Genomic DNA, 18651 nt, shown 5'->3' with positions numbered 1-18651 from the left:
TTCCCCGAAAACAGAGGTGCAGCCTTTTGTCACTGAAACAGCCCGGACACAAGGCCCGGGCTGTTCGGTTTTGCTCTGTCAGATGAGGATTTAACGGTAGTTAACCGTCTTCATCTCACCATCGATGACTTCGATTTCTCGGTATGCACCGGCGCTTTCACCGGGGCCGATCAGCTCAACACCCGAGGCGCCGACATAGTCGATCTCTTGGCCCGCTGCGAGCAGCTCCAGACCCTTGGCCAGTTCACCCGGATAAATCTTTTCACCCGGTTCGTTGGCAACATCCATGATCTTGCCGCCATAGTCCGCCGGGTTGCTGGAACCCGCCGCCTGCATGGCCAGCAGGAACAGCGCCGCTGCATCATAGGACTCGGGCACGAAGATGGACGAGCCGTCAAAACCCTCGGCTTCGGCCATGGCAAAGAACGAATCCGCAGCTTCGCTTTTCGATCCCGGGGCCTGACCATACGAGCCGTTCAGATCCGGACCGACGTTTTCAGGCAGCGAGTCACCGATCATGCCACCCGGCAGACCAAAGGTGTCAAATGCGCCGCTGTCCAGCGAGGACTGGATGATGCCCAGACCGCCCTGATCCAGATAGCCCGCAACGACCAGAATGTCGCCACCTGCCGATGCCAGCGCGCCGACTTCGGCCGAATAGTCGGCTTTGCCGTCTTCATGCGCGGCGACGATGGTCACTTCACCGCCCAGCGCCTCGAACGAGGATTTGATCGCCTCGGACAGGCCCTTGCCGTAGTCGTTGTTGGTATAGGTCAGCGCGATCGAGTTGACCCCGCGCTCTTTCAGGATGTCGGCCATGATTTCACCTTCGCGCGCATCCGACGGGGATGTGCGGAAGAACAGGCCGTTATCTTCCATTACTGACAGGCCCGGAGAGGTGGCCGAAGGTGAGATCATGACCATACCGTTCGGCACGGCGACGTTTTGCAGAATGGCACCGGTTACGCCCGAACAGTCTCCGCCAACAAGGCCGTTGATGCCTTCGGCAACCAGACGTTCCGCATTAGCGGTGGCCAGAGCATTGTCAGCGCAGCCCGTATCAGCACGTACGGGCGTTACGGTGGACCCGTCCAGCAGTTTGCCGGATTCCGAAACCTCTTTCATCGCCAGCTCAGCGCCGGACGCCATTGCTGGCGAAAGCGATTCAATCGGGCCGGTGAAACCGAACATAATGCCCAGTTTAACGTCTTCGGCCATGGCGGTGCCGGCCAACAGTGCGGTTGCTGCGGTTGCAGTAAGCAGCTTTTTCATGTGGTTACTCCCAAATTGGAACGTGTTCGTTCTGGGCACGACCCTAGGCAAGCTGTTCGGAAAAGAAAAGTCCTCACGCAATTGTGTGGTTGCCACCTGAAGTTCTGATTGTTTTGTTGGGTTTGTCCCGTTTCTGGCGGCTGGCATGCTGCAGGTGGAGAGCTGAATGTTGAGAGTTTTCACGATTCTGTTTCTTGTCTTTAAGGCGGGGCTGCTCAGTGCCGACGTACTGCAAACTTCTTCTGGCCCTGTGCGAGTGACGCCGATGGTCGAAGGATTGGACGCCCCATGGGCAATTGGTATTTTGCCGAACCAGGGGGTTTTGGTCACCGAACGTGATGGCAAACTGCTTTATGTTGCGGATGGGAAAGCCAAATCCGTCAAGGGTGTGCCCGACGTTTTGGCCAAAGGGCAGGGCGGATTGTTGGACGTGACGGTCGCCCGTGATTTTAGCCAAACACGCGAGATTTTCCTGACCTTTTCCAAACCACAGCGCGGCGGTGCTGGAACTGCCCTTGCGGTGGCCCGATTGTCTGAACGCGGTGATCGGCTGACCAACCTGCGTGTGATCTTCGAGGCTGTCCCGGGTGGCTCATCTGGGCGTCACTACGGTTCCCGCGTGGTGGAAGCTAAGGATGGAACTTTGTTTGTCACGATCGGTGACAGGGGGGAACGCCCCAAGGCGCAAGACAGGTCCAACCATAATGGCACTGTGATCCGCGTGAACCGTGACGGATCGGTTCCCGGTGACAATCCCTTTGTTCAGGAAAGCGGCGTGCGGCCTGAGATCTGGTCCTATGGTCATCGCAATCCGCAAGGGGCCGGTTTGGACGCAAGGGGCCGCCTTTGGATATCGGAACACGGGGCAAAAGGTGGGGATGAGGTCAATCTGGTTCAGCCGGGATTAAACTACGGTTGGCCAGTCATCTCCTTTGGCGTGCATTATTCCGGCGACAAAATAGGAGAAGGCACCGCGAAGCCGGGTATGGAACAACCAGAGCATTATTGGGACCCTTCCATCGCCCCTTCGGGTCTGATGGTTTATTCCGGCAAGCTTTGGTCGGACTGGAAAGGGGATATCTTCGTTGGTTCGCTCAAGTTCGACTATATCTCGCGGCTGGCGGGATCGCCGCTGCGCGAGGTTGAACAGATCAAGGGCCCTGAAACGAATCGGGTGCGCGACATAGTCGAGGCCCCTGACGGGTCAATCTGGTTCATTTCCGTGGGTGAAGGGGCCGTCTATCGTATGACCCCTGAGTAACTTACACCGACAACCGGTCGCCCTGCGCTCCACGCTCGCGATATGGCGTGGTATTGTAATGTGCCCGGTAGCATTTCGAGAAATGGCTTGGCGAGGCAAACCCGCAGGCCAGCGCCACATTGATCACACTCATATCGGTTTGCATCAACAAGTTGCGCGCTTTGTGCAGGCGCAGCTCCATGTAATACCGTTTGGGCGAACGGCTGAGGTAGCGGCGGAACAGACGTTCCAACTGCCGCGTCGACATGCCGACATCCTTGGCCAGAATCGAGGGTGAGATCGGTTCCTCGATGTTCTTTTCCATCATCAGGATGACCTGGCTCAGTTTCGGGTGGCGCACGCCGATCCGAGTTGGTGTCGATAGACGCTGGGTGTCTTGGTCGGTGCGGATCGAGGAATAGATCATCTGATCCGCAACGGCATTCGCCAAATCCTCGCCGAAGTCATCAGCAATGATTTTAAGCAGCAGGTCGATGGAAGATGTGCCGCCTGCCGTCGTCATCCGGTTGCCGTCGACGATAAAGACGGACTTGGTCAGTTCAACCTCGTCGAATTCTTCGACAAAGCTGTCGGAGTTTTCCCAGTGAATGGTTGCGCGTTTGCCATCCAACAGTCCGGCCTTGGCCAAAGTATAGGCCGCTGTGCATAGGCCACCGATGCGCAAGCCGCGCCTTGCCTCGCGGCGCACCCAGTTCAACACCTTCTTGGTGGTCGCCGCCTGAACGTCGACCCCACCGCAGATCATGACAACATCGTCGCGCTGCAGCTCAACCAGGTCTGAATCCAGCGCAAAGGTAGTTCCGGCCGAACAGCTGACTGTTTCGCCACCTTCACCCATCAATGTCCACGTATACAGCGTTTTGTCCGCCATACGGTTGGCTATGCGCAGGCTGTCTAGTGCCGAAGCAAACGACAGCAGAGAAAATTTGTCCAAAAGGACAAATACGAAATTGCGGGAGTTGGCCGCAGTGTCTTCCACCGTGACAACTTGGCGTTGCTCTTGCATGGCGAGGTGTCCTTGATTCGGCGCCCGGCGACTTTTTGTCCGACGTCAGATTTGGCAGCCACCTTGATCAAAGCTTGTTTGCTGCGTCAAGAGGGCCAAATCGTATATGGTCAGTCTTCAATGCATTTTGTATAGAAGCAACCTGAATACTTCAGCGGAGATCAAAGCTATGACTGAATGGCAAAAAACGAACTGGCGCAACAAGCCCCGGGTTCAAATGCCAGACTATACCGACGCGGCCGCGCTGGCCAAAGTCGAGGCTCAGCTTTCACAGTATCCCCCGCTGGTCTTTGCGGGCGAAGCGCGGCGTCTGAAGCAACATCTTGGCGCCGCCGGTCGCGGAGAGGCCTTCCTGTTGCAGGGCGGGGATTGTGCGGAAAGCTTTGAACAATTCAGCGCGGATGCGATCCGTGATACGTTCAAGGTGATGCTGCAGATGGCAATGGTTCTGACCTATGGTGCCAAGGTACCGGTGGTCAAAGTGGGCCGCATGGCCGGCCAATTCGCCAAACCGCGCAGCGCCCCGACCGAGGTGGTGGATGGCGTTGAGCTGCCCAGCTACCGTGGTGACATCATCAACGAACTGGCCTTCACACCCGAAGCACGGATTCCGAATCCGGGCAAGATGCTGCAGGCCTACACTCAGGCGGCTGCGACCCTGAACCTTTTGCGCGCTTTCTCGACCGGTGGTTTTGCCGATATGAGCATGGTGCATTCCTGGACTTTGGGCTTCACCGATGTACAGGACGTACAGAAATACTCGGAAATCGCCGACCGTATTCAGGACACTATCGACTTCATGGGCGCGGCGGGGATCACGGCGGACACCACGCATGAGTTCTCGACCGTTGAGTTCTACACCAGCCATGAAAGCCTGCTGCTGGAATACGAAGAGGCGCTGACCCGTCTTGATTCCACCTCTGGCAACTGGCTGGCCGGTTCGGGCCATATGATCTGGATCGGTGACCGCACCCGTCAGCCGGACGGGGCGCATGTAGAATTCTGCCGCGGCGTCCTGAACCCGATTGGTCTGAAATGTGGTCCCTCGACCACGGCAGAAGACCTCAAGGTTCTGATGTCCAAGTTGAACCCGGAAAACGAGGAAGGTCGCTTGACCCTGATCGCGCGCTTTGGTGCGGGCAAGGCGGGTGAGCATCTGCCGCGTCTGGTCAAGGCCGTCAAGGAAGAGGGCGCCAAGGTCACATGGGTCTGCGACCCGATGCACGGCAACACGATCAAATCGGCGACGGGCTACAAAACCCGTCCGTTTGATTCAGTCCTGCGCGAGGTGCGCGACTTCTTTGGTGTGCATCAGGCCGAAGGCACCATCCCTGGGGGCGTGCATTTTGAAATGACCGGTTTGGACGTGACCGAATGCACCGGTGGGGTGCGTGCCGTGACCGAGGAGGACCTCTCGGATCGTTACCACACTGCGTGCGACCCGCGACTGAACGCGACGCAATCGCTGGAACTGGCCTTTTTGGTTGCCGAAGAACTGACCAACCTGCGCCGCGATCGCAACAAACGTGAAGCCAGCTAAGACTTGCTGTCTTTAAGGTTAAAAGGCGGGCTGCATTGGTCCGCCTTTTTTGTCAGTCGTCCCGTGACGCAACCAGCCGTAAATGTGATCCGGGTTTCTTGAATTCTGCTTGCTCTTCCGCAAACCCGGCCGAGATTTGTTGCGCCGGTTGTTGCGGTGCCTGAATGTCTGAAACAGCCCGCACTCTGGTGTCGGGGATTGAGAAACGGCGAGGCGTCGCGCCAATTGCACCGTCGGACATCATGACACCCAACACGCGGCTGACATCGCCAAGATCGCTTTTCAGGGGCAACAGGATCATACGTGCCTGCAACTGGCTGCGGCCCAGTTTGCCGGCGGCGACCAATCCAAGCTCGGCAATTGCCGGCTGGGCAAAGACCTGCTCCAATACGTCCGATATCTGGCCACGAGCGCTGGGTTCGAAAAACGCGGTTAACGGCATGCCGCGCACTTCCATGCCTGCCAGCTGTGTTAGTTGGCTTCCAGCCAGACGAAACCGGGCCAGACCGGGCGCGATACGTTCCAGAATGAACGTGTATTCCAGAACGTTCTCAAGCCCGCGCGGATCGATCTGCGCACGTTTGGGGACACCGTCGCCGGTTAACAGCGCGGTCCAGTACGCCTCGACCTGTCGGATGGGCGAGAGGCTGCGCCCGCTGTCAAAACGATCCATTGCGACGATCTTTCCAGAGTTCGATCCGAACCTGTTACCGAAAAACGTTTTCATTTACATCACCCTAGCGCCAATCGCCCGTCATTTATCTAAAATTCCAGATATCGGGATCCTTCAGGTCCGATCCTCCCTGACCAAAGCCAAATTGACACGAGTTGAGTCAATTTTGGAGGAATTCTTTAACGAATGGTTAACATATGGACGAAGGCCGAAAACCAGCAAACTCTTGCCCTGCGCCCGCCGATGGCATTAGGTGCGACAACTGAGCAGACAAGGACAGCCAACATGATCAGATCCATGACCGGATTCGCCGCAGACAAAGGGGCGTATGGACCGCATAGCTGGACGTGGGACCTGCGCAGCGTGAACGGCAAGGGTCTGGACATACGGCTGCGCATGCCCGAGTGGCTGACCGGGCTTGAAACTGCCTTGCGCGGCCAGCTGTCCAAATCACTGAGCCGGGGAAATGTCACCTTGTCCTTACGGTTAAGCCGCGAAGAAACTGCCCCTGATCTGGTTCTGAATGAAGACGCCATGGGCGCGGCACTTGCTGCGCTGGCCCGTACGCAGGAAATGGCGGCAGAAAGCGGCGTCGCGCTGGCACCTTCGACCGCGGCGGACCTGATAGGGCTGAGAGGAATGTTGGAGGCTGGCAGTGAAGTGGACGACCCCGCGCCTTTGGTCAAGGAGTTGACGAACGAATTTGCCGACCTGTTGGCAGCTTTCGTCGACATGCGCCAGACAGAAGGCAAGGCTCTGGCAGACATTCTGGACGGGCAGCTTGCTCAGGTCGCCGACTTAACGGCGCAAGCGGCCGAGCTTGCAGAACAACGCAGGGACAAGACCGCCGAGGCATTGCGCGAAAATCTGACCCGTGTGCTGGACAATGCGCAAGGGGCTGACCCGGACCGGGTCGCGCAGGAATTGGCGCTGATCGCGGTCAAATCCGATATCACCGAAGAAATTGACCGCCTGAAAACGCATGTGAACGCCGCACGCGATCTGCTGTCGCAGGACGGGGCCGTGGGGCGCAAGCTGGATTTCCTGATGCAGGAGTTTAATCGCGAGGCCAACACGCTGTGTTCAAAGGCGCAAAGCGCCGAGCTGACCTCGGTTGGGCTTGAGCTGAAGGCCGTGATAGATCAGATGCGCGAGCAGGTGCAAAATGTTGAATAACGATGGGAACAACTGACATGGCAGATCGCCGCGGCCTACTTATCATCCTGTCTTCGCCTTCCGGGGCGGGGAAATCCACTTTGGCCCGCAGGCTTATGGCTTGGGATGAAGGTCTGGAGTTCTCGGTGTCGGCCACAACCCGCGCACCTCGTCCGGGCGAAGAACACGGACGGGAATATTACTTTCTGTCAGAGGATGAATTTAGACAGCAGGTTGCCAAGGGTCAGATGCTGGAACATGCGCACGTGTTTGGGAATTTCTATGGCTCCCCGGCAGGCCCGGTGCAGGACTCGATAAATGCGGGCCGCGATGTTCTTTTTGACGTGGATTGGCAGGGTGAGGTTCAGATCCGCAATTCGGATCTGGGTAAGCACGCATTGTCGATTTTCATCCTGCCACCCTCGATCCCCGAATTGCGCCGCCGTCTGGAAACCCGCGGGCAGGACAGCGAGGATGTGATCGCCAAGCGGATGCTCAAAAGCTGGGATGAAATCAGTCACTGGGGCTATTACGACTATGTGCTGGTCAACGATGACCTGGATACAACCGAGGAAAAGCTGAAAACCATCGTCAGCGCAGAGCGTATGCGCCGTATCCAACAACCAAGACTGCAAGACCACGTACGCACCTTACAGAACGAATTTGAAGGTTTGTCATGACCATCTATGCCTTGGGCGAACACGCACCACAGATCCAAGACGATACTTGGGTTGCACCCGATGCCAACTTGATTGGCAAAGTAGTGCTGGAAGAAGGGGCCTCGGTTTGGTTCGGCTGCACCATCCGCGCTGATCATGAAGAGATTCGCGTGGGCGAAGGCAGCAATGTGCAGGAAGATTGCATCATGCATATCGACGCCGGTTATCCTCTGACCATCGGTAGGAATTGTACCATCGGCCACAAGGTGATGCTGCATGGGTGTACGATCGGAGAAAACACGCTGATCGGCATGGGAGCCATCGTGTTGAACGGGGCAAAGATTGGTAAGAATTGTCTGATCGGGGCAGGGGCCTTGATCACTGAAGGCAAGGAAATCCCCGACAACTCGCTGGTCATGGGAACGCCGGGCAAGGTCGTGCGGGAACTGGACGAAGCCGCGGCGCAGAAAATCACGCTCAGCGCGTTACATTATCAACAGAATATGCGCCGGTTCCGTGACGAGATGAAGCCTGTGTCCTAACTTGCCGGGAAGGGTCTGAAGAATGTCAGACGACCTGCTTGCCGAATTTGTCTCGGCCATTCCGATGCCGGCTTTGATGGTCGACCAGACCGAACGGATCATTGCCGCCAATGACGATGCCAAAACCCTTCTGACGCAGAATATCGTCGGTCGGCATTTCGCGACGATTCTGCGGCAGCCTGGGGTGATTGACGCAATTGAACAGTGCCTGCATACCAATGGTCCGGCAAAGGCGCGCCACCTGTCTAATGACGGAGCGCAGGACACCACGTTCGAGGTCGAATGCCGTTATCTGAACGGTGTAGGGGCGGTGTCCGGCGGTGCCATGCTGGCGACTTTCCAAGATGTCTCGCATGTCGAGCAGGCCAGCCAGATGCGGCGGGATTTCGTGGCGAATGTCAGTCATGAGTTGCGCACACCGCTGACAGCGTTGATGGGCTTCATCGAAACGTTGCGTGGTCCGGCGCGTGATGACGCCGCCGCGCGCGCGCGGTTTCTTGAGATCATGGCCGACGAAGCCAATCGTATGAACCGATTGGTGGGGGATCTGCTGTCACTGAACCGTGTCGAAAGCGAAGAACGTGTGCGGCCCAAAGATCAGCTTGAATTGACGGGGCTGTTGCAATCAACGCTGAACTCACTGCGCCCGCTGGCCGAGAGTGCCAACGTCGAGGTGAGCTTGAACGCGCCAGAAGGGCCTGTCTCGCTGATCGGGGATGGCGACCAGCTGCGTCAGGTCTTCACCAACCTGATCGAGAACGCCATCAAATACGGTGGCAGTGGGGGCAGCGTCGACATTCGGGTGGAATCATCCGAACGCGATTCCTTCATGCGTGGTCCGGCTGTCAGGGTTTTGGTCAGTGACAAGGGGCCCGGCATTGACGCGATACACCTGCCCCGCCTAACCGAGCGATTCTACCGCGCCGACAGCCACAGATCGCGACAGCTGGGCGGAACTGGGCTGGGCCTTGCGATTGTAAAACACATAATCAACCGCCATCGCGGGCGTTTGCGGATGCAAAGCGAAGCTGGAAAGGGTTCAACCTTTACCGTAATATTGCCGCGATAACAGAAGCTTGCCAGCCGTGGTCTGCCTGTCATGTAAAAAGCGCATTGCAGCTTTGCGTTCCAACAGCCTGTTTTCATGCGATCTGTCATAAAGCTGTTACATACCTGTCACAAAAGGCTTACGCGCGACTTTTAGACGTTGGCGCAAGATCATCATGGGGATGATCACAAACTGATATGATCAAGGAGACTGGAATGTCCTTTGTAAAACTGTCGGCTTCGGCGCTTGCTATCGCTGCCGTATCGGCCACCGCTGCTGCTGCGCGCGACCAAGTTCAGGTCGCGGGTTCTTCGACCGTGCTGCCTTATGCTTCGATTGTTGCAGAAGCCTTCGGTGAAAACTTTGACTTCCCGACACCAGTTGTCGAGTCGGGTGGTTCGTCAGCGGGCCTCAAGCGGTTCTGCGAAGGTGTTGGCGAAAACACCATCGACGTGGCAAACGCATCGCGCGCGATCCGTGAAAAAGAGATCAAAGCCTGTGCCGAAAACGGTGTGACCGACATCATTGAAGTGCAGATCGGTTATGATGGCATCGTGTTTGCCTCGGACATTAACGGCAACACGTTCGAGTTCACGCCGGAAGATTGGTACAAAGCCCTGTCCGCGCAGATCGTTGTGGACGGCGAGCTGGTCGACAACCCGAACAAAACCTGGGCCGACGTGAACCCGGATTTCCCGGCGCAACCCATCGCAGCCTTCATCCCGGGCACCAAGCACGGCACCCGTGAAGTGTTCGAAGACAAGGTGATCCTGGCTGGTTGTGAGCATCTGGGCGACTTTGACGTCTACAAAGCGGCCAACGGCGACGACAAAAAGGCGGCTGAGAAAGCCTGTATCGCTCTGCGCACCGACGGCGTTTCGGTCGACATCGACGGCGACTATACCGAGACCCTGGCGCGCATCGATAGCAATAAGGACGGCATCGGCGTCTTTGGTCTGGCGTTCTACGAAAACAACACTGACAAGCTGCAGGTTGCGACCATGTCAGACGTTGTTCCGTCGACCGAATCCATCGCATCGGGCGAATACCCGGTGTCGCGCCCGCTGTTCTTCTACGTGAAGAAAGCGCATATCGGCGTGGTTCCCGGCCTGAAAGAATATGCTGAGTTCTTTGTCGCGGATGAGATTGCAGGCCCCGATGGCCCGCTGGCCGAGTACGGCCTGGTCTCTGACCCGGAGCTGGGCAAGGTTCAGGAAACCGTTGCAAACGAAGCCGTTCTGGGCGGTGGTTCCTAATCCATATCGAAGACCGAACCGGGGCGTTTTTTTCACGCCCCGGTTCTTTTTGACTCCACTCACTGCCATCCTCACGGAGTTCTCATGGCGTTATCCTGGCTGTTGCTAATCCTGCTTGCGCTGGCAGTGATCGGATATTTCACGGGCCGTTCCCGAGCCCTGGCTAGCGCGGGGGGTAACGCCCGCGAACTGCATTCGTTGCCGTCTTATTACGGTTACAATGTTGCCTTTACGGCGCTTGTTCCGGCCTTGGGCGTACTGATCATCTGGCTTTTGGTGCAGCCAATGATCATCGACAACGCAATATCCGGTTTGATCCCTGACAACGCGATCGCCGAAGGGTCGGATCGCGGCCTTGTTATGAGCGAGGTGCGCCGCGTGGCTGACGGCCTGAACGGTGCTGTTGCCGCTGGCACGATGACCGAGGCACAAGCGCAGAACACGAATGCGGATATTGATACACTGACCGCGGCCCTGAAGGACGCGGGCCAGGTTCTGACGCAAGATATCACCCAGCCAATCTTGATGGCCGCTCAGAAATACCGCAGCATGACCAGCAGCGGGTCTGTGGCGATGCAGGTCGTAGTGCTGGCGCTGGCCTTGTTGGGTGCGGCCTTTGCTTATGTTCGCACGAATAAGGAATTCCGCGCGCGCAACGTGGTCGAGCAAGGCGTTCTGGCCTTGCTGGTGCTGGCCGCTTCGATTGCCATTCTGACCACCGTTGGCATTGTCCTGTCGATGTTCTTCGAGACGTTGAACTTCTTCCAACTGCATTCGTGGAAAGACTTTTTCTTCGGCAGCACCTGGGCCCCGAATTTCCGCGGTGGGAGTGAGCTGTCGATCCTGCCGCTTTTGTGGGGTACGCTCTATATCTCGGTGATTGCCCTGTTGGTGGCGGTGCCGATTGGCCTGTTTGCGGCTGTGTATCTGTCAGAATACGCCTCGACCGTGACGCGGTCGGTCGCGAAACCTTTGCTGGAAATCCTCGCGGGTATTCCAACCATCGTTTACGGCCTGTTTGCCTTGCTGACCGTGGGGCCTGCGCTGGTGTCCCTGTTCGGAAATGGCGGCGCGTTAGGGCTGGGGTGGATGGCAAGTTCCAATGCCGTTCTGACCGCTGGTTTAGTGATGGGTATCATGCTGATCCCGTTTGTCTCATCGCTGTCTGATGACATCATCAACGCGGTGCCGCAGTCGATCCGGGATGGCTCGCTTGGACTGGGCGCGACGAAATCTGAAACCGTGCGTCAGGTGGTTCTGCCCGCCGCGCTGCCGGGGATTGTGGGCGCGATCCTGCTGGCCGCCAGCCGCGCCATTGGTGAGACGATGATCGTGGTGATGGCCGCCGGTGCAATCGCCAAATTCTCGGGCAACCCGTTCGAGGCAATGACCACCATTACAACCCGGATCGTCAGCCAGCTGACCGGCGACACCGACTTTGCCAGCCCCGAGACACTGGTGGCCTTCGCACTGGGTCTGACACTGTTCATCATAACGCTGGGGCTGAACATCTTTGCCCTCTACATCGTACGCAAATACCGGGAGCAGTACGAATGACCGATATTTCCCAAACACCTGGCGCTGCTCCTGCGGTGAAACCCAAGGGCGGTTCGCTGTTTGAAAAGGACGCGCGCACCAAACGGCGCAATGCGGCTGAAAGTCGGTTCAAGATGTACGGTGTCGCCGCAATCGGTATCGGGTTGCTGATGCTGGTCGTGCTGGTCACGAATATTGTGACCGCTGGGACCGGGGCCTTCCAGCAGACCTATCTTGAACTGAATGTCGAGCTAAAGGCCGACAAGCTTGATAAGAAGGGCAACCGCAATATTGAGGACATCAAGAAGGTTTCGACCTTCGGTTACGCGCCCCTTATTGCATCGGCTCTGGAAGCCGAAGTTCAAGAGCTGGGCATTCAGACCGATCTGAAACCCAAGGCAATGGGTAAAATCCTGTCCAAGGCAGCGCAAGCCGAGCTGCGCAATTACGTCATCGCCAACCCAGATGAGATCGGCAAAACGGTCAGTTTCCGCTTTTTGACCAACAGCCGCGTCGATGGCTATTTGAAGGGCCGTGTCACACGTGAGTCGATTGCCAACGATAAGAGCATCACGGTCGAACAACTTGATTTCGTTGATCAGTTGCGGGATGCGGGCGTGCTGTACAAAGCCTTCAACCCTGATTTCATCTTTGGCTCGGACGCATCTGATCAGCGGCCCGAGGCTGCGGGGATCGGTGTATCGATGCTGGGTTCGCTGTTCATGATGTTCGTGGTGCTTGCGCTAGCGCTTCCGATTGGCGTTGCGGCCTCAATCTATCTTGAGGAATTCGCACCGCAGAACCGACTGACTGACATCATTGAGGTAAACATTTCGAACCTCGCTGCCGTGCCGTCCATCGTGTTTGGTATTCTGGGTCTGGCCGTGTTCATCAACTATATGCACCTGCCGACATCCGCTCCGCTGGTCGGTGGTCTGGTGCTGACGCTGATGACCTTGCCGACGATCATCATATCGACCCGCGCGTCGCTGAAGGCGGTTCCGCCGTCGATCCGTGATGCAGCGTTGGGGGTAGGGGCCTCGAAAATGCAGGCGGTGTTCCATCACGTTCTGCCTCTGGCCGCGCCCGGCATCTTGACTGGAACGATCATCGGCCTGGCGCAGGCGCTGGGGGAAACCGCACCCCTACTGCTGATCGGAATGGTGGGCTTTATCGCCTCGAACCCACCGGATGGCATCGTCGCGGGCTTCCTGTCGCCAAACTCGGCCATGCCGGCGCAGATCTATGAATGGTCCAAGCGCGCCGACCCGGCCTTTTATGAACGCGCATGGGGGGGCATCATCATTCTGTTGATCTTCCTTGTGACAATGAACACCATCGCGGTACTTCTGCGCCGCCGCTTTGAACGCCGCTGGTAAAAGGGGCCCAAGATGAACCAGATGACAAGTGTGGAGAGAACCGTGGACTCCAAAAACATCAAGATCGCCGCGAATAACGTTCAGGTCCATTACGGCGATACGCACGCCATCAAAGACGTGAATGTTGAAATCGAGGACAAAACCGTCACGGCATTCATCGGGCCGTCGGGCTGCGGCAAGTCCACTTTTCTGCGGTGCTTGAACCGGATGAACGACACGATCGACATTTGCCGGGTGCAGGGCGATATCCTGCTGGATGGCGAGGATATCTATGACAAGCGCGTCGACCCAGTACAACTGCGTGCAAAAGTGGGCATGGTGTTTCAGAAACCCAATCCGTTCCCAAAGTCGATCTATGACAACGTGGCCTACGGTCCGCGCATTCACGGTCTTGCGAAAAACAAGGCGGAACTGGATGAAATCGTGGAAAAATCTCTGCGCCGCGGAGCGATCTGGGACGAGGTAAAGGACCGCCTGGACGCCCCTGGCACCGGTCTGTCCGGCGGTCAGCAACAGCGCCTGTGCATCGCCCGCGCTGTGGCGACGGAGCCCGAAGTTCTGCTGATGGATGAGCCATGCTCAGCCCTGGACCCGATTGCAACAGCACAGGTCGAAGAACTGATCGACGACCTGCGCGCGCGCTATTCAGTGGTGATCGTCACACACTCGATGCAGCAGGCCGCGCGGGTCAGCCAGAAGACTGCGTTTTTCCATCTGGGTAATTTGGTGGAATTTGGGGAAACCGGACAAATCTTTACCAATCCCGTCGATCCCCGCACGGAAAGCTACATCACCGGCCGGATCGGCTGAACACAGGTATTCAGATATGAGCGAACAACATATTGCATCCGCCTTCGACCGCGACCTAGAAGCCATTCAGGCCCATATCATGAAGATGGGCGGTCTGGTCGAAGCCGCCATCATGAACTCGGCCCGGTCCCTTGAAACACGAGACGAGGAACTGGCCCAGCAGGTCCGTCAGGGTGACAAGGCCATCGACGCTCTGGAAGAGTTGATCAACGAAGAAACCGCCCGCCTGATCGCGCTGCGTGCGCCGACCGCCAGCGATTTACGTCTGGTGCTGTCAGTTCTGAAGGTATCTGCCAACCTGGAACGCATCGGCGACTATTCCAAAAACATCGCCAAGCGCACCACGGTTCTGGCCAGTGGGGGGGATATCAACGGCAGCGCGGCTGCCTTGCGTCGTATGGCGCGCGAGGTTGAACGCATGCTGCGCGACGCACTGGACGCATATATTCAGCGTGATGCCGAACTGGCCGCCGAGGTGATCGACCGCGATGAAGAGGTCGACCAGATGTATAACGGTCTGTTCCGCGAATTGCTGACTTTCATGGCCGAGGACCCGCGCAATATCTCGTCCTGTATGCACCTGCATTTCATCGCCAAGAACATCGAGCGTATGGGCGACCATGTCACCGCGATTGCAGAACAGGTCGTGTATTTCGTCACCGGCGAGCGCCCGACCGAGGCGCGCCCGAAAGCCGATATAACCTCTCAATCCGCCTAGGAGTTCAGACGAATGTCCGCTGATCAACCAACCGTTCTGGTGGTCGAGGATGAACCGGCCCAGCGTGAAGTGCTGGCCTATAACCTCGAAGCTGAAGGGTTCCGCGTATCCAAGGCCGCCAATGGCGACGAAGCCATGCTGTTGGTCGATGAGGAACAGCCTGACATCATCGTATTGGATTGGATGATGCCGAATCTCAGCGGGATTGAGGTCTGTCGCCGTCTGAAGATGCGCCCTGATACACGCGCTATTCCGATCATTATGCTGTCGGCGCGCACGGAAGAGATCGATAAGGTGCGCGGTCTGGAAACCGGCGCAGATGATTACGTTGTCAAACCGTATTCAGTGGTAGAACTAATGGCGCGGGTGCGCACGCAACTGCGCCGGGTCCGCCCGGCAACGGTTGGTATACGTCTTGAATTTGACGACATCATTCTGGACGCGGAAACGCACAAGGTGAGCCGTAACAGCAAACCATTAAAGCTTGGCCCGACCGAGTTTCGCCTGCTGAGCACATTCATGGAAAAACCCGGCCGCGTCTGGAGCCGCGAGCAACTGCTTGACCGGGTTTGGGGCCGCGATATCTATGTCGATACGCGCACCGTAGACGTCCATATCGGTCGGTTGCGAAAAGCGCTGACGCAGCATGGCGGCAAGGACCCGGTTCGAACCGTTCGCGGCGCCGGTTACGCTCTGGGTTGAAGGCCGGGCAGGGGTATGAGTTTTGCTCATAGTCAGATGCCAAACTCTTACTGTCTTTTGCTGAAAGGCCGGGTTAGTTTGCCGCGAAGCTGATTGAGCGGAGAAGCACCATGAACGCCCCTGACACCAAGCCAACTCTGCGCGCCAAAGATGCGCCTGATATGGGTAAATTCACATGGGATGATCCTTTTCGTTTGTCCGATCAACTGACGGAAGACGAACGTATGATCGCCGCCAGCGCCAACGCTTATGCGCAGGAAAAGCTGCAACCAAGGGTGACCAAGGCCTATCAGAACGAAGAAACCGACCCCGAGATATTCCGCGAAATGGGTGAAATGGGCCTGCTGGGCACCACGATCCCCGAGGAATACGGCGGACTGGGGGCAGGGTACGTGTCCTACGGTCTGGTCGCGCGCGAAGTTGAGCGTGTAGATTCGGGCTATCGCTCGATGATGTCAGTGCAAAGCTCATTGGTGATGTACCCGATTTATGCCTATGGCAGCGAAGAACAGCGCCGGAAATACCTGCCGAAACTGGCCAGCGGTGAATGGATCGGGTGTTTCGGTCTGACCGAGGCTGATGCAGGATCGGATCCGGCCGGTATGAAAACCCGGGCCGAGAAAATTGATGGCGGATACCGTTTGACCGGCAGCAAGATGTGGATCTCGAACTCTCCGATTGCGGATGTGTTCGTGATTTGGGCCAAGTCTGATGCCCATGACGGTAAGATCCGTGGCTTTGTCTTGGACAAAGGTCTTAAGGGACTGAGCGCTCCGAAAATTCAGAACAAGCTGAGCCTACGGGCGTCGATCACCGGCGAAATCGTTTTGGACGGCGTCGAGGTCGACGAAAACGCGCTGTTGCCGCATGTACAGGGGCTGAAAGGTCCGTTTGGTTGTTTGAATCGTGCACGCTATGGCATCAGCTGGGGCGTGATGGGGGCGGCTGAAAACTGCTGGTACGCCGCGCGCGAATACGGGTTGGATCGAAAACAATTCAATCGTCCGCTGGCGCAGACGCAGCTGTTTCAACGCAAGCTGGCAGACATGCAGACCGAAATCTCATTGGGCTTGCAGGCAAGCCTGCGTGTTGGCCGTCTGATGGATGAGGCGAACGCCGCACCCGAGATGATTTCGATCGTCAAGCGCAACAACTGCGGTAAAGCACTGGATATCGCTCGGATGTCGCGGGATATGCACGGCGGTAACGGTATCTCGCTGGAGTTCCATGTCATTCGCCATATGGTCAATCTTGAGACTGTGAATACCTATGAAGGGACCCATGATGTGCATGCGCTGATCCTGGGACGGGCTCAAACCGGGTTGCAGGCATTCTATTAAGGTTAGCGTGTAATTGGTATTATGGTAAAAAGATGATATGCCTGATATGCAAATTACACCATTTTAACAATGGATTACGACGGTTCACTGAACCGTCGTTTGAATAAGCTGAATGGAACTGCGCGGAAAAACTGTGGTTGTCACCGGTGCCGCTCAGGGTATTGGCAAAGGTCTGGCTGAGCGGTTCGCCAAAGACGGTGCCACTGTTGTCTGTTCAGATATCGACCAGCGCGGCGCAAAATCCGTGGCCTCACAAATCGGAGGTCACGGACTGGCATGCGATGTGTCGAGCGAAGACGATATCAAAACTCTGATCAACACTGTTGAAAACGAAATTGGACCCATTGATCTTTTCTGTGCCAATGCCGGTATTCTGACACTTGGCGGTCTGGATGTTCATGACCAGGATTGGGATCGCATCTGGAAGATCAATGTCATGTCCCACGTCTGGACCGCGCGCCATATGGTGCCGCGTATGGTTGCGCGTGGCGGTGGTTATATCATGATCACGGCGTCTGCGGCTGGCTTGCTAAATCAACCCGGCGCCGCACCGTATGCCGTCACAAAGCATGCGGCAGTCGGATTTGCCGAGTGGCTGTCAATTACATACGGCCAGAAAGGTTTGCGTGTGTCCGTTCTATGCCCACAGGCGGTTCGCTCCGAAATGACGCGCGGACATGAAACTTCGGTCGCTGCAATAGACGGCATGTTAGAGCCTGAAGAAGTGGCTGATGCCTGTCTTTCAGCTATTCAGTCCGAGCAATTTCTGGTCCTGCCGCATCCCGAGGTTCGGGATTACATGCAACTTAAAGCTGGTGACTACGATCGCTGGCTGTCCGGAATGCAACAGCTAAATCAGCGGTTTATCGAAGATACCTAAGGTTTGTGCCGCACCTTGCGCATCAAACCTTCCTGCGCCACCGAAGCGACCAGTGTGCCGTCTTGGGCATAAATGGACCCACGATTGAAATTACGTCCCTGCCCGCTCCAGGGAGAATCCATTGCGTATAGATGCCAGTTTTCGAAATGTATCGGCGCGTGGAACCACAAAGCGTGATCCAGGCTTGCTCCGTTGACGTCTCCGGCAAACCAACTAAGCCCATGCGGGCGCAGGCCGGACGTCATCAGGTACATGTCAGACGCATAAGCCAGAATCAGATGCTGCGTCACCGGATCAGTTCCGGCGGCAGCTTTCATGCGAAACCAGATCTGGTTTCGGTCGTCTGATTTTTCGGGGGAAAATGGATTTTGGTGAACCACTTCGCGCACCTCGATTGGACGTTCTCGCAGCAGTTCGTCGCGTAATTTTTCGGGAACCTGGTCGACGTATCTTTGGCGCAATTCCTCGCGGGCCGGATAAGCTTCGGGTGCTTTGGTCTGCGGCATGGCGTGCTGGTGATCCCATCCTTCGTCATGAACATGAAACGAGGATGACATGTTGAGGATTTGTTTGCCGTGTTGGATCGCAACGACGCGACGTGTGGTCATGGAACCTCCATCACGCGCTCTATCAACTTGATAAATAACAGGAATAGACGGATCACCAGCGCGAATGAAATAAGCGTGCAGTGAGTGGCACAGGCGATCTTCGACAGTTCGATAAGCCGCTGCTAGGGCCTGAGCGATCACCTGACCTCCGAATATGCGTGTTGGTGTTTCACCTCCGGATCCTGTGCCACGGAACAGATCAACCTCAAGCCTTTCGATGTCCAAAAGGTCCAGAAGGATACGTTCTGCTTCGGTCATGTTGCGGT

General features: G+C 56.8%; 18 protein-coding genes. 14 read left to right on the top strand and 4 right to left on the bottom strand.

Features of this window, described 5'->3' with window-relative positions; translation table 11 throughout:
• Nucleotides 1-90: 90 nt before the first annotated feature.
• Nucleotides 91-1272 (bottom strand): ABC transporter substrate-binding protein, encoded by a 1182-nt coding sequence (locus tag ACR0JB_RS05330; protein ID WP_170358497.1) that lies wholly within the window; start codon nt 1270-1272, stop codon nt 91-93.
• A gap of 166 nt (nt 1273-1438) precedes the next feature.
• On the opposite strand from ACR0JB_RS05330, the gene ACR0JB_RS05325 reads away from it, so the two are divergent.
• Nucleotides 1439-2533 carry a PQQ-dependent sugar dehydrogenase gene (locus tag ACR0JB_RS05325; RefSeq protein WP_170505310.1) on the top strand — a complete coding sequence of 365 codons (1095 nt, stop codon included), beginning with the start codon at nt 1439-1441 and terminating at the stop codon, nt 2531-2533.
• A 1-nt stretch (nt 2534) separates the two neighbouring features.
• Here the strand turns inward: ACR0JB_RS05325 and ACR0JB_RS05320 are convergent, their stop codons facing one another.
• Complete coding sequence (locus tag ACR0JB_RS05320; RefSeq protein ID WP_170348726.1) at nt 2535-3539, bottom strand: GlxA family transcriptional regulator; 1005 nt, start codon at nt 3537-3539, stop codon at nt 2535-2537.
• Nucleotides 3540-3708: 169 nt separating this feature from the next.
• On the opposite strand from ACR0JB_RS05320, the gene ACR0JB_RS05315 reads away from it, so the two are divergent.
• Nucleotides 3709-5079, top strand: coding sequence for a class II 3-deoxy-7-phosphoheptulonate synthase (locus ACR0JB_RS05315; RefSeq protein ID WP_170348725.1), 1371 nt, complete (start codon nt 3709-3711; stop codon nt 5077-5079).
• 52 nt (nt 5080-5131) lie between these two features.
• On the opposite strand, the gene ACR0JB_RS05310 is transcribed toward ACR0JB_RS05315, so the two are convergent.
• A complete protein-coding gene (locus tag ACR0JB_RS05310; RefSeq protein WP_170505307.1) occupies nt 5132-5806 on the bottom strand; it encodes a PAS domain-containing protein in 675 nt (224 codons plus the stop codon).
• A 231-nt stretch (nt 5807-6037) separates the two neighbouring features.
• Here ACR0JB_RS05310 and ACR0JB_RS05305 point away from each other — a divergent pair, with 231 nt between their 5' ends.
• The 12 genes from ACR0JB_RS05305 to ACR0JB_RS05250 all read left to right on the top strand — a co-directional run bounded on the left by ACR0JB_RS05305 (nt 6038) and on the right by ACR0JB_RS05250 (nt 17777).
• On the top strand, nt 6038-6928 hold the full coding sequence (locus ACR0JB_RS05305) for a YicC/YloC family endoribonuclease (RefSeq protein WP_170394112.1): 891 nt from the start codon (nt 6038-6040) through the stop codon (nt 6926-6928).
• A 17-nt stretch (nt 6929-6945) separates the two neighbouring features.
• On the top strand, nt 6946-7587 hold the full coding sequence (gene gmk / locus ACR0JB_RS05300; protein ID WP_170348722.1) for a guanylate kinase: 642 nt from the start codon (nt 6946-6948) through the stop codon (nt 7585-7587).
• Nucleotides 7584-8108 carry a gamma carbonic anhydrase family protein gene (locus ACR0JB_RS05295; RefSeq protein ID WP_170505304.1) on the top strand — a complete coding sequence of 175 codons (525 nt, stop codon included), beginning with the start codon at nt 7584-7586 and terminating at the stop codon, nt 8106-8108. The genes gmk and ACR0JB_RS05295 overlap by 4 nt, the downstream gene beginning before the upstream one ends.
• Nucleotides 8109-8130: 22 nt before the next feature.
• Nucleotides 8131-9177 (top strand): sensor histidine kinase, encoded by a 1047-nt coding sequence (locus ACR0JB_RS05290; RefSeq protein WP_480789735.1) that lies wholly within the window; start codon nt 8131-8133, stop codon nt 9175-9177.
• A 194-nt stretch (nt 9178-9371) separates the two neighbouring features.
• Entirely contained in the window at nt 9372-10412 is a 1041-nt protein-coding gene (locus ACR0JB_RS05285) for a substrate-binding domain-containing protein (protein WP_170348719.1), read from the top strand.
• Between the two features lie 84 nt (nt 10413-10496).
• Nucleotides 10497-11969: a phosphate ABC transporter permease subunit PstC gene (gene pstC / locus ACR0JB_RS05280; RefSeq protein ID WP_480789734.1), complete on the top strand. Its 1473-nt coding sequence runs from the start codon at nt 10497-10499 to the stop codon at nt 11967-11969.
• Nucleotides 11966-13327 (top strand): phosphate ABC transporter permease PstA, encoded by a 1362-nt coding sequence (gene pstA, locus ACR0JB_RS05275; protein WP_170394104.1) that lies wholly within the window; start codon nt 11966-11968, stop codon nt 13325-13327. The genes pstC and pstA overlap by 4 nt, the downstream gene beginning before the upstream one ends.
• A gap of 12 nt (nt 13328-13339) precedes the next feature.
• On the top strand, nt 13340-14137 hold the full coding sequence (gene pstB, locus ACR0JB_RS05270) for a phosphate ABC transporter ATP-binding protein PstB (RefSeq protein WP_170375357.1): 798 nt from the start codon (nt 13340-13342) through the stop codon (nt 14135-14137).
• A 16-nt stretch (nt 14138-14153) separates the two neighbouring features.
• A complete protein-coding gene (phoU, locus tag ACR0JB_RS05265) occupies nt 14154-14855 on the top strand; it encodes a phosphate signaling complex protein PhoU (protein WP_058281268.1) in 702 nt (233 codons plus the stop codon).
• Between the two features lie 12 nt (nt 14856-14867).
• Nucleotides 14868-15557 carry a phosphate regulon transcriptional regulator PhoB gene (phoB, locus tag ACR0JB_RS05260; protein WP_170348715.1) on the top strand — a complete coding sequence of 230 codons (690 nt, stop codon included), beginning with the start codon at nt 14868-14870 and terminating at the stop codon, nt 15555-15557.
• Nucleotides 15558-15667: 110 nt separating this feature from the next.
• Entirely contained in the window at nt 15668-16897 is a 1230-nt protein-coding gene (locus tag ACR0JB_RS05255) for an acyl-CoA dehydrogenase (RefSeq protein ID WP_170505295.1), read from the top strand.
• Between the two features lie 112 nt (nt 16898-17009).
• Nucleotides 17010-17777: an SDR family oxidoreductase gene (locus ACR0JB_RS05250; RefSeq protein WP_170375350.1), complete on the top strand. Its 768-nt coding sequence runs from the start codon at nt 17010-17012 to the stop codon at nt 17775-17777.
• Here ACR0JB_RS05250 and ACR0JB_RS05245 read toward each other — a convergent pair.
• Complete coding sequence (locus tag ACR0JB_RS05245; RefSeq protein ID WP_480789733.1) at nt 17774-18643, bottom strand: acyl-CoA thioesterase; 870 nt, start codon at nt 18641-18643, stop codon at nt 17774-17776. The genes ACR0JB_RS05250 and ACR0JB_RS05245 overlap by 4 nt on opposite strands.
• Between the last annotated feature and the right edge of the window lie 8 nt (nt 18644-18651).

The sequence above is a fragment of the Ruegeria sp. BI7 genome (assembly GCF_056537925.1).
Note: the sequence above shows the minus strand (reverse complement) of the source record. Positions and strands in the feature narration are given on the sequence as shown.

Excerpts from the sequence above, each read along its gene's own strand:
- ACR0JB_RS05330 (WP_170358497.1), bottom strand. The coding sequence starts at position 1,272 with ATGAAAAAGCTGCTTACTGCAACCGCAGCAACCGCACTGTTGGCCGGC.
- ACR0JB_RS05325 (WP_170505310.1), top strand. The coding sequence starts at position 1,439 with ATGTTGAGAGTTTTCACGATTCTGTTTCTTGTCTTTAAGGCGGGGCTG.
- ACR0JB_RS05320 (WP_170348726.1), bottom strand. The coding sequence starts at position 3,539 with ATGCAAGAGCAACGCCAAGTTGTCACGGTGGAAGACACTGCGGCCAAC.
- ACR0JB_RS05315 (WP_170348725.1), top strand. The coding sequence starts at position 3,709 with ATGACTGAATGGCAAAAAACGAACTGGCGCAACAAGCCCCGGGTTCAA.
- ACR0JB_RS05310 (WP_170505307.1), bottom strand. The coding sequence starts at position 5,806 with ATGAAAACGTTTTTCGGTAACAGGTTCGGATCGAACTCTGGAAAGATC.
- ACR0JB_RS05305 (WP_170394112.1), top strand. The coding sequence starts at position 6,038 with ATGATCAGATCCATGACCGGATTCGCCGCAGACAAAGGGGCGTATGGA.
- gmk (WP_170348722.1), top strand. The coding sequence starts at position 6,946 with ATGGCAGATCGCCGCGGCCTACTTATCATCCTGTCTTCGCCTTCCGGG.
- ACR0JB_RS05295 (WP_170505304.1), top strand. The coding sequence starts at position 7,584 with ATGACCATCTATGCCTTGGGCGAACACGCACCACAGATCCAAGACGAT.
- ACR0JB_RS05290 (WP_480789735.1), top strand. The coding sequence starts at position 8,131 with ATGTCAGACGACCTGCTTGCCGAATTTGTCTCGGCCATTCCGATGCCG.
- ACR0JB_RS05285 (WP_170348719.1), top strand. The coding sequence starts at position 9,372 with ATGTCCTTTGTAAAACTGTCGGCTTCGGCGCTTGCTATCGCTGCCGTA.
- pstC (WP_480789734.1), top strand. The coding sequence starts at position 10,497 with ATGGCGTTATCCTGGCTGTTGCTAATCCTGCTTGCGCTGGCAGTGATC.
- pstA (WP_170394104.1), top strand. The coding sequence starts at position 11,966 with ATGACCGATATTTCCCAAACACCTGGCGCTGCTCCTGCGGTGAAACCC.
- pstB (WP_170375357.1), top strand. The coding sequence starts at position 13,340 with ATGAACCAGATGACAAGTGTGGAGAGAACCGTGGACTCCAAAAACATC.
- phoU (WP_058281268.1), top strand. The coding sequence starts at position 14,154 with ATGAGCGAACAACATATTGCATCCGCCTTCGACCGCGACCTAGAAGCC.
- phoB (WP_170348715.1), top strand. The coding sequence starts at position 14,868 with ATGTCCGCTGATCAACCAACCGTTCTGGTGGTCGAGGATGAACCGGCC.
- ACR0JB_RS05255 (WP_170505295.1), top strand. The coding sequence starts at position 15,668 with ATGAACGCCCCTGACACCAAGCCAACTCTGCGCGCCAAAGATGCGCCT.
- ACR0JB_RS05250 (WP_170375350.1), top strand. The coding sequence starts at position 17,010 with ATGGAACTGCGCGGAAAAACTGTGGTTGTCACCGGTGCCGCTCAGGGT.
- ACR0JB_RS05245 (WP_480789733.1), bottom strand. The coding sequence starts at position 18,643 with ATGACCGAAGCAGAACGTATCCTTCTGGACCTTTTGGACATCGAAAGG.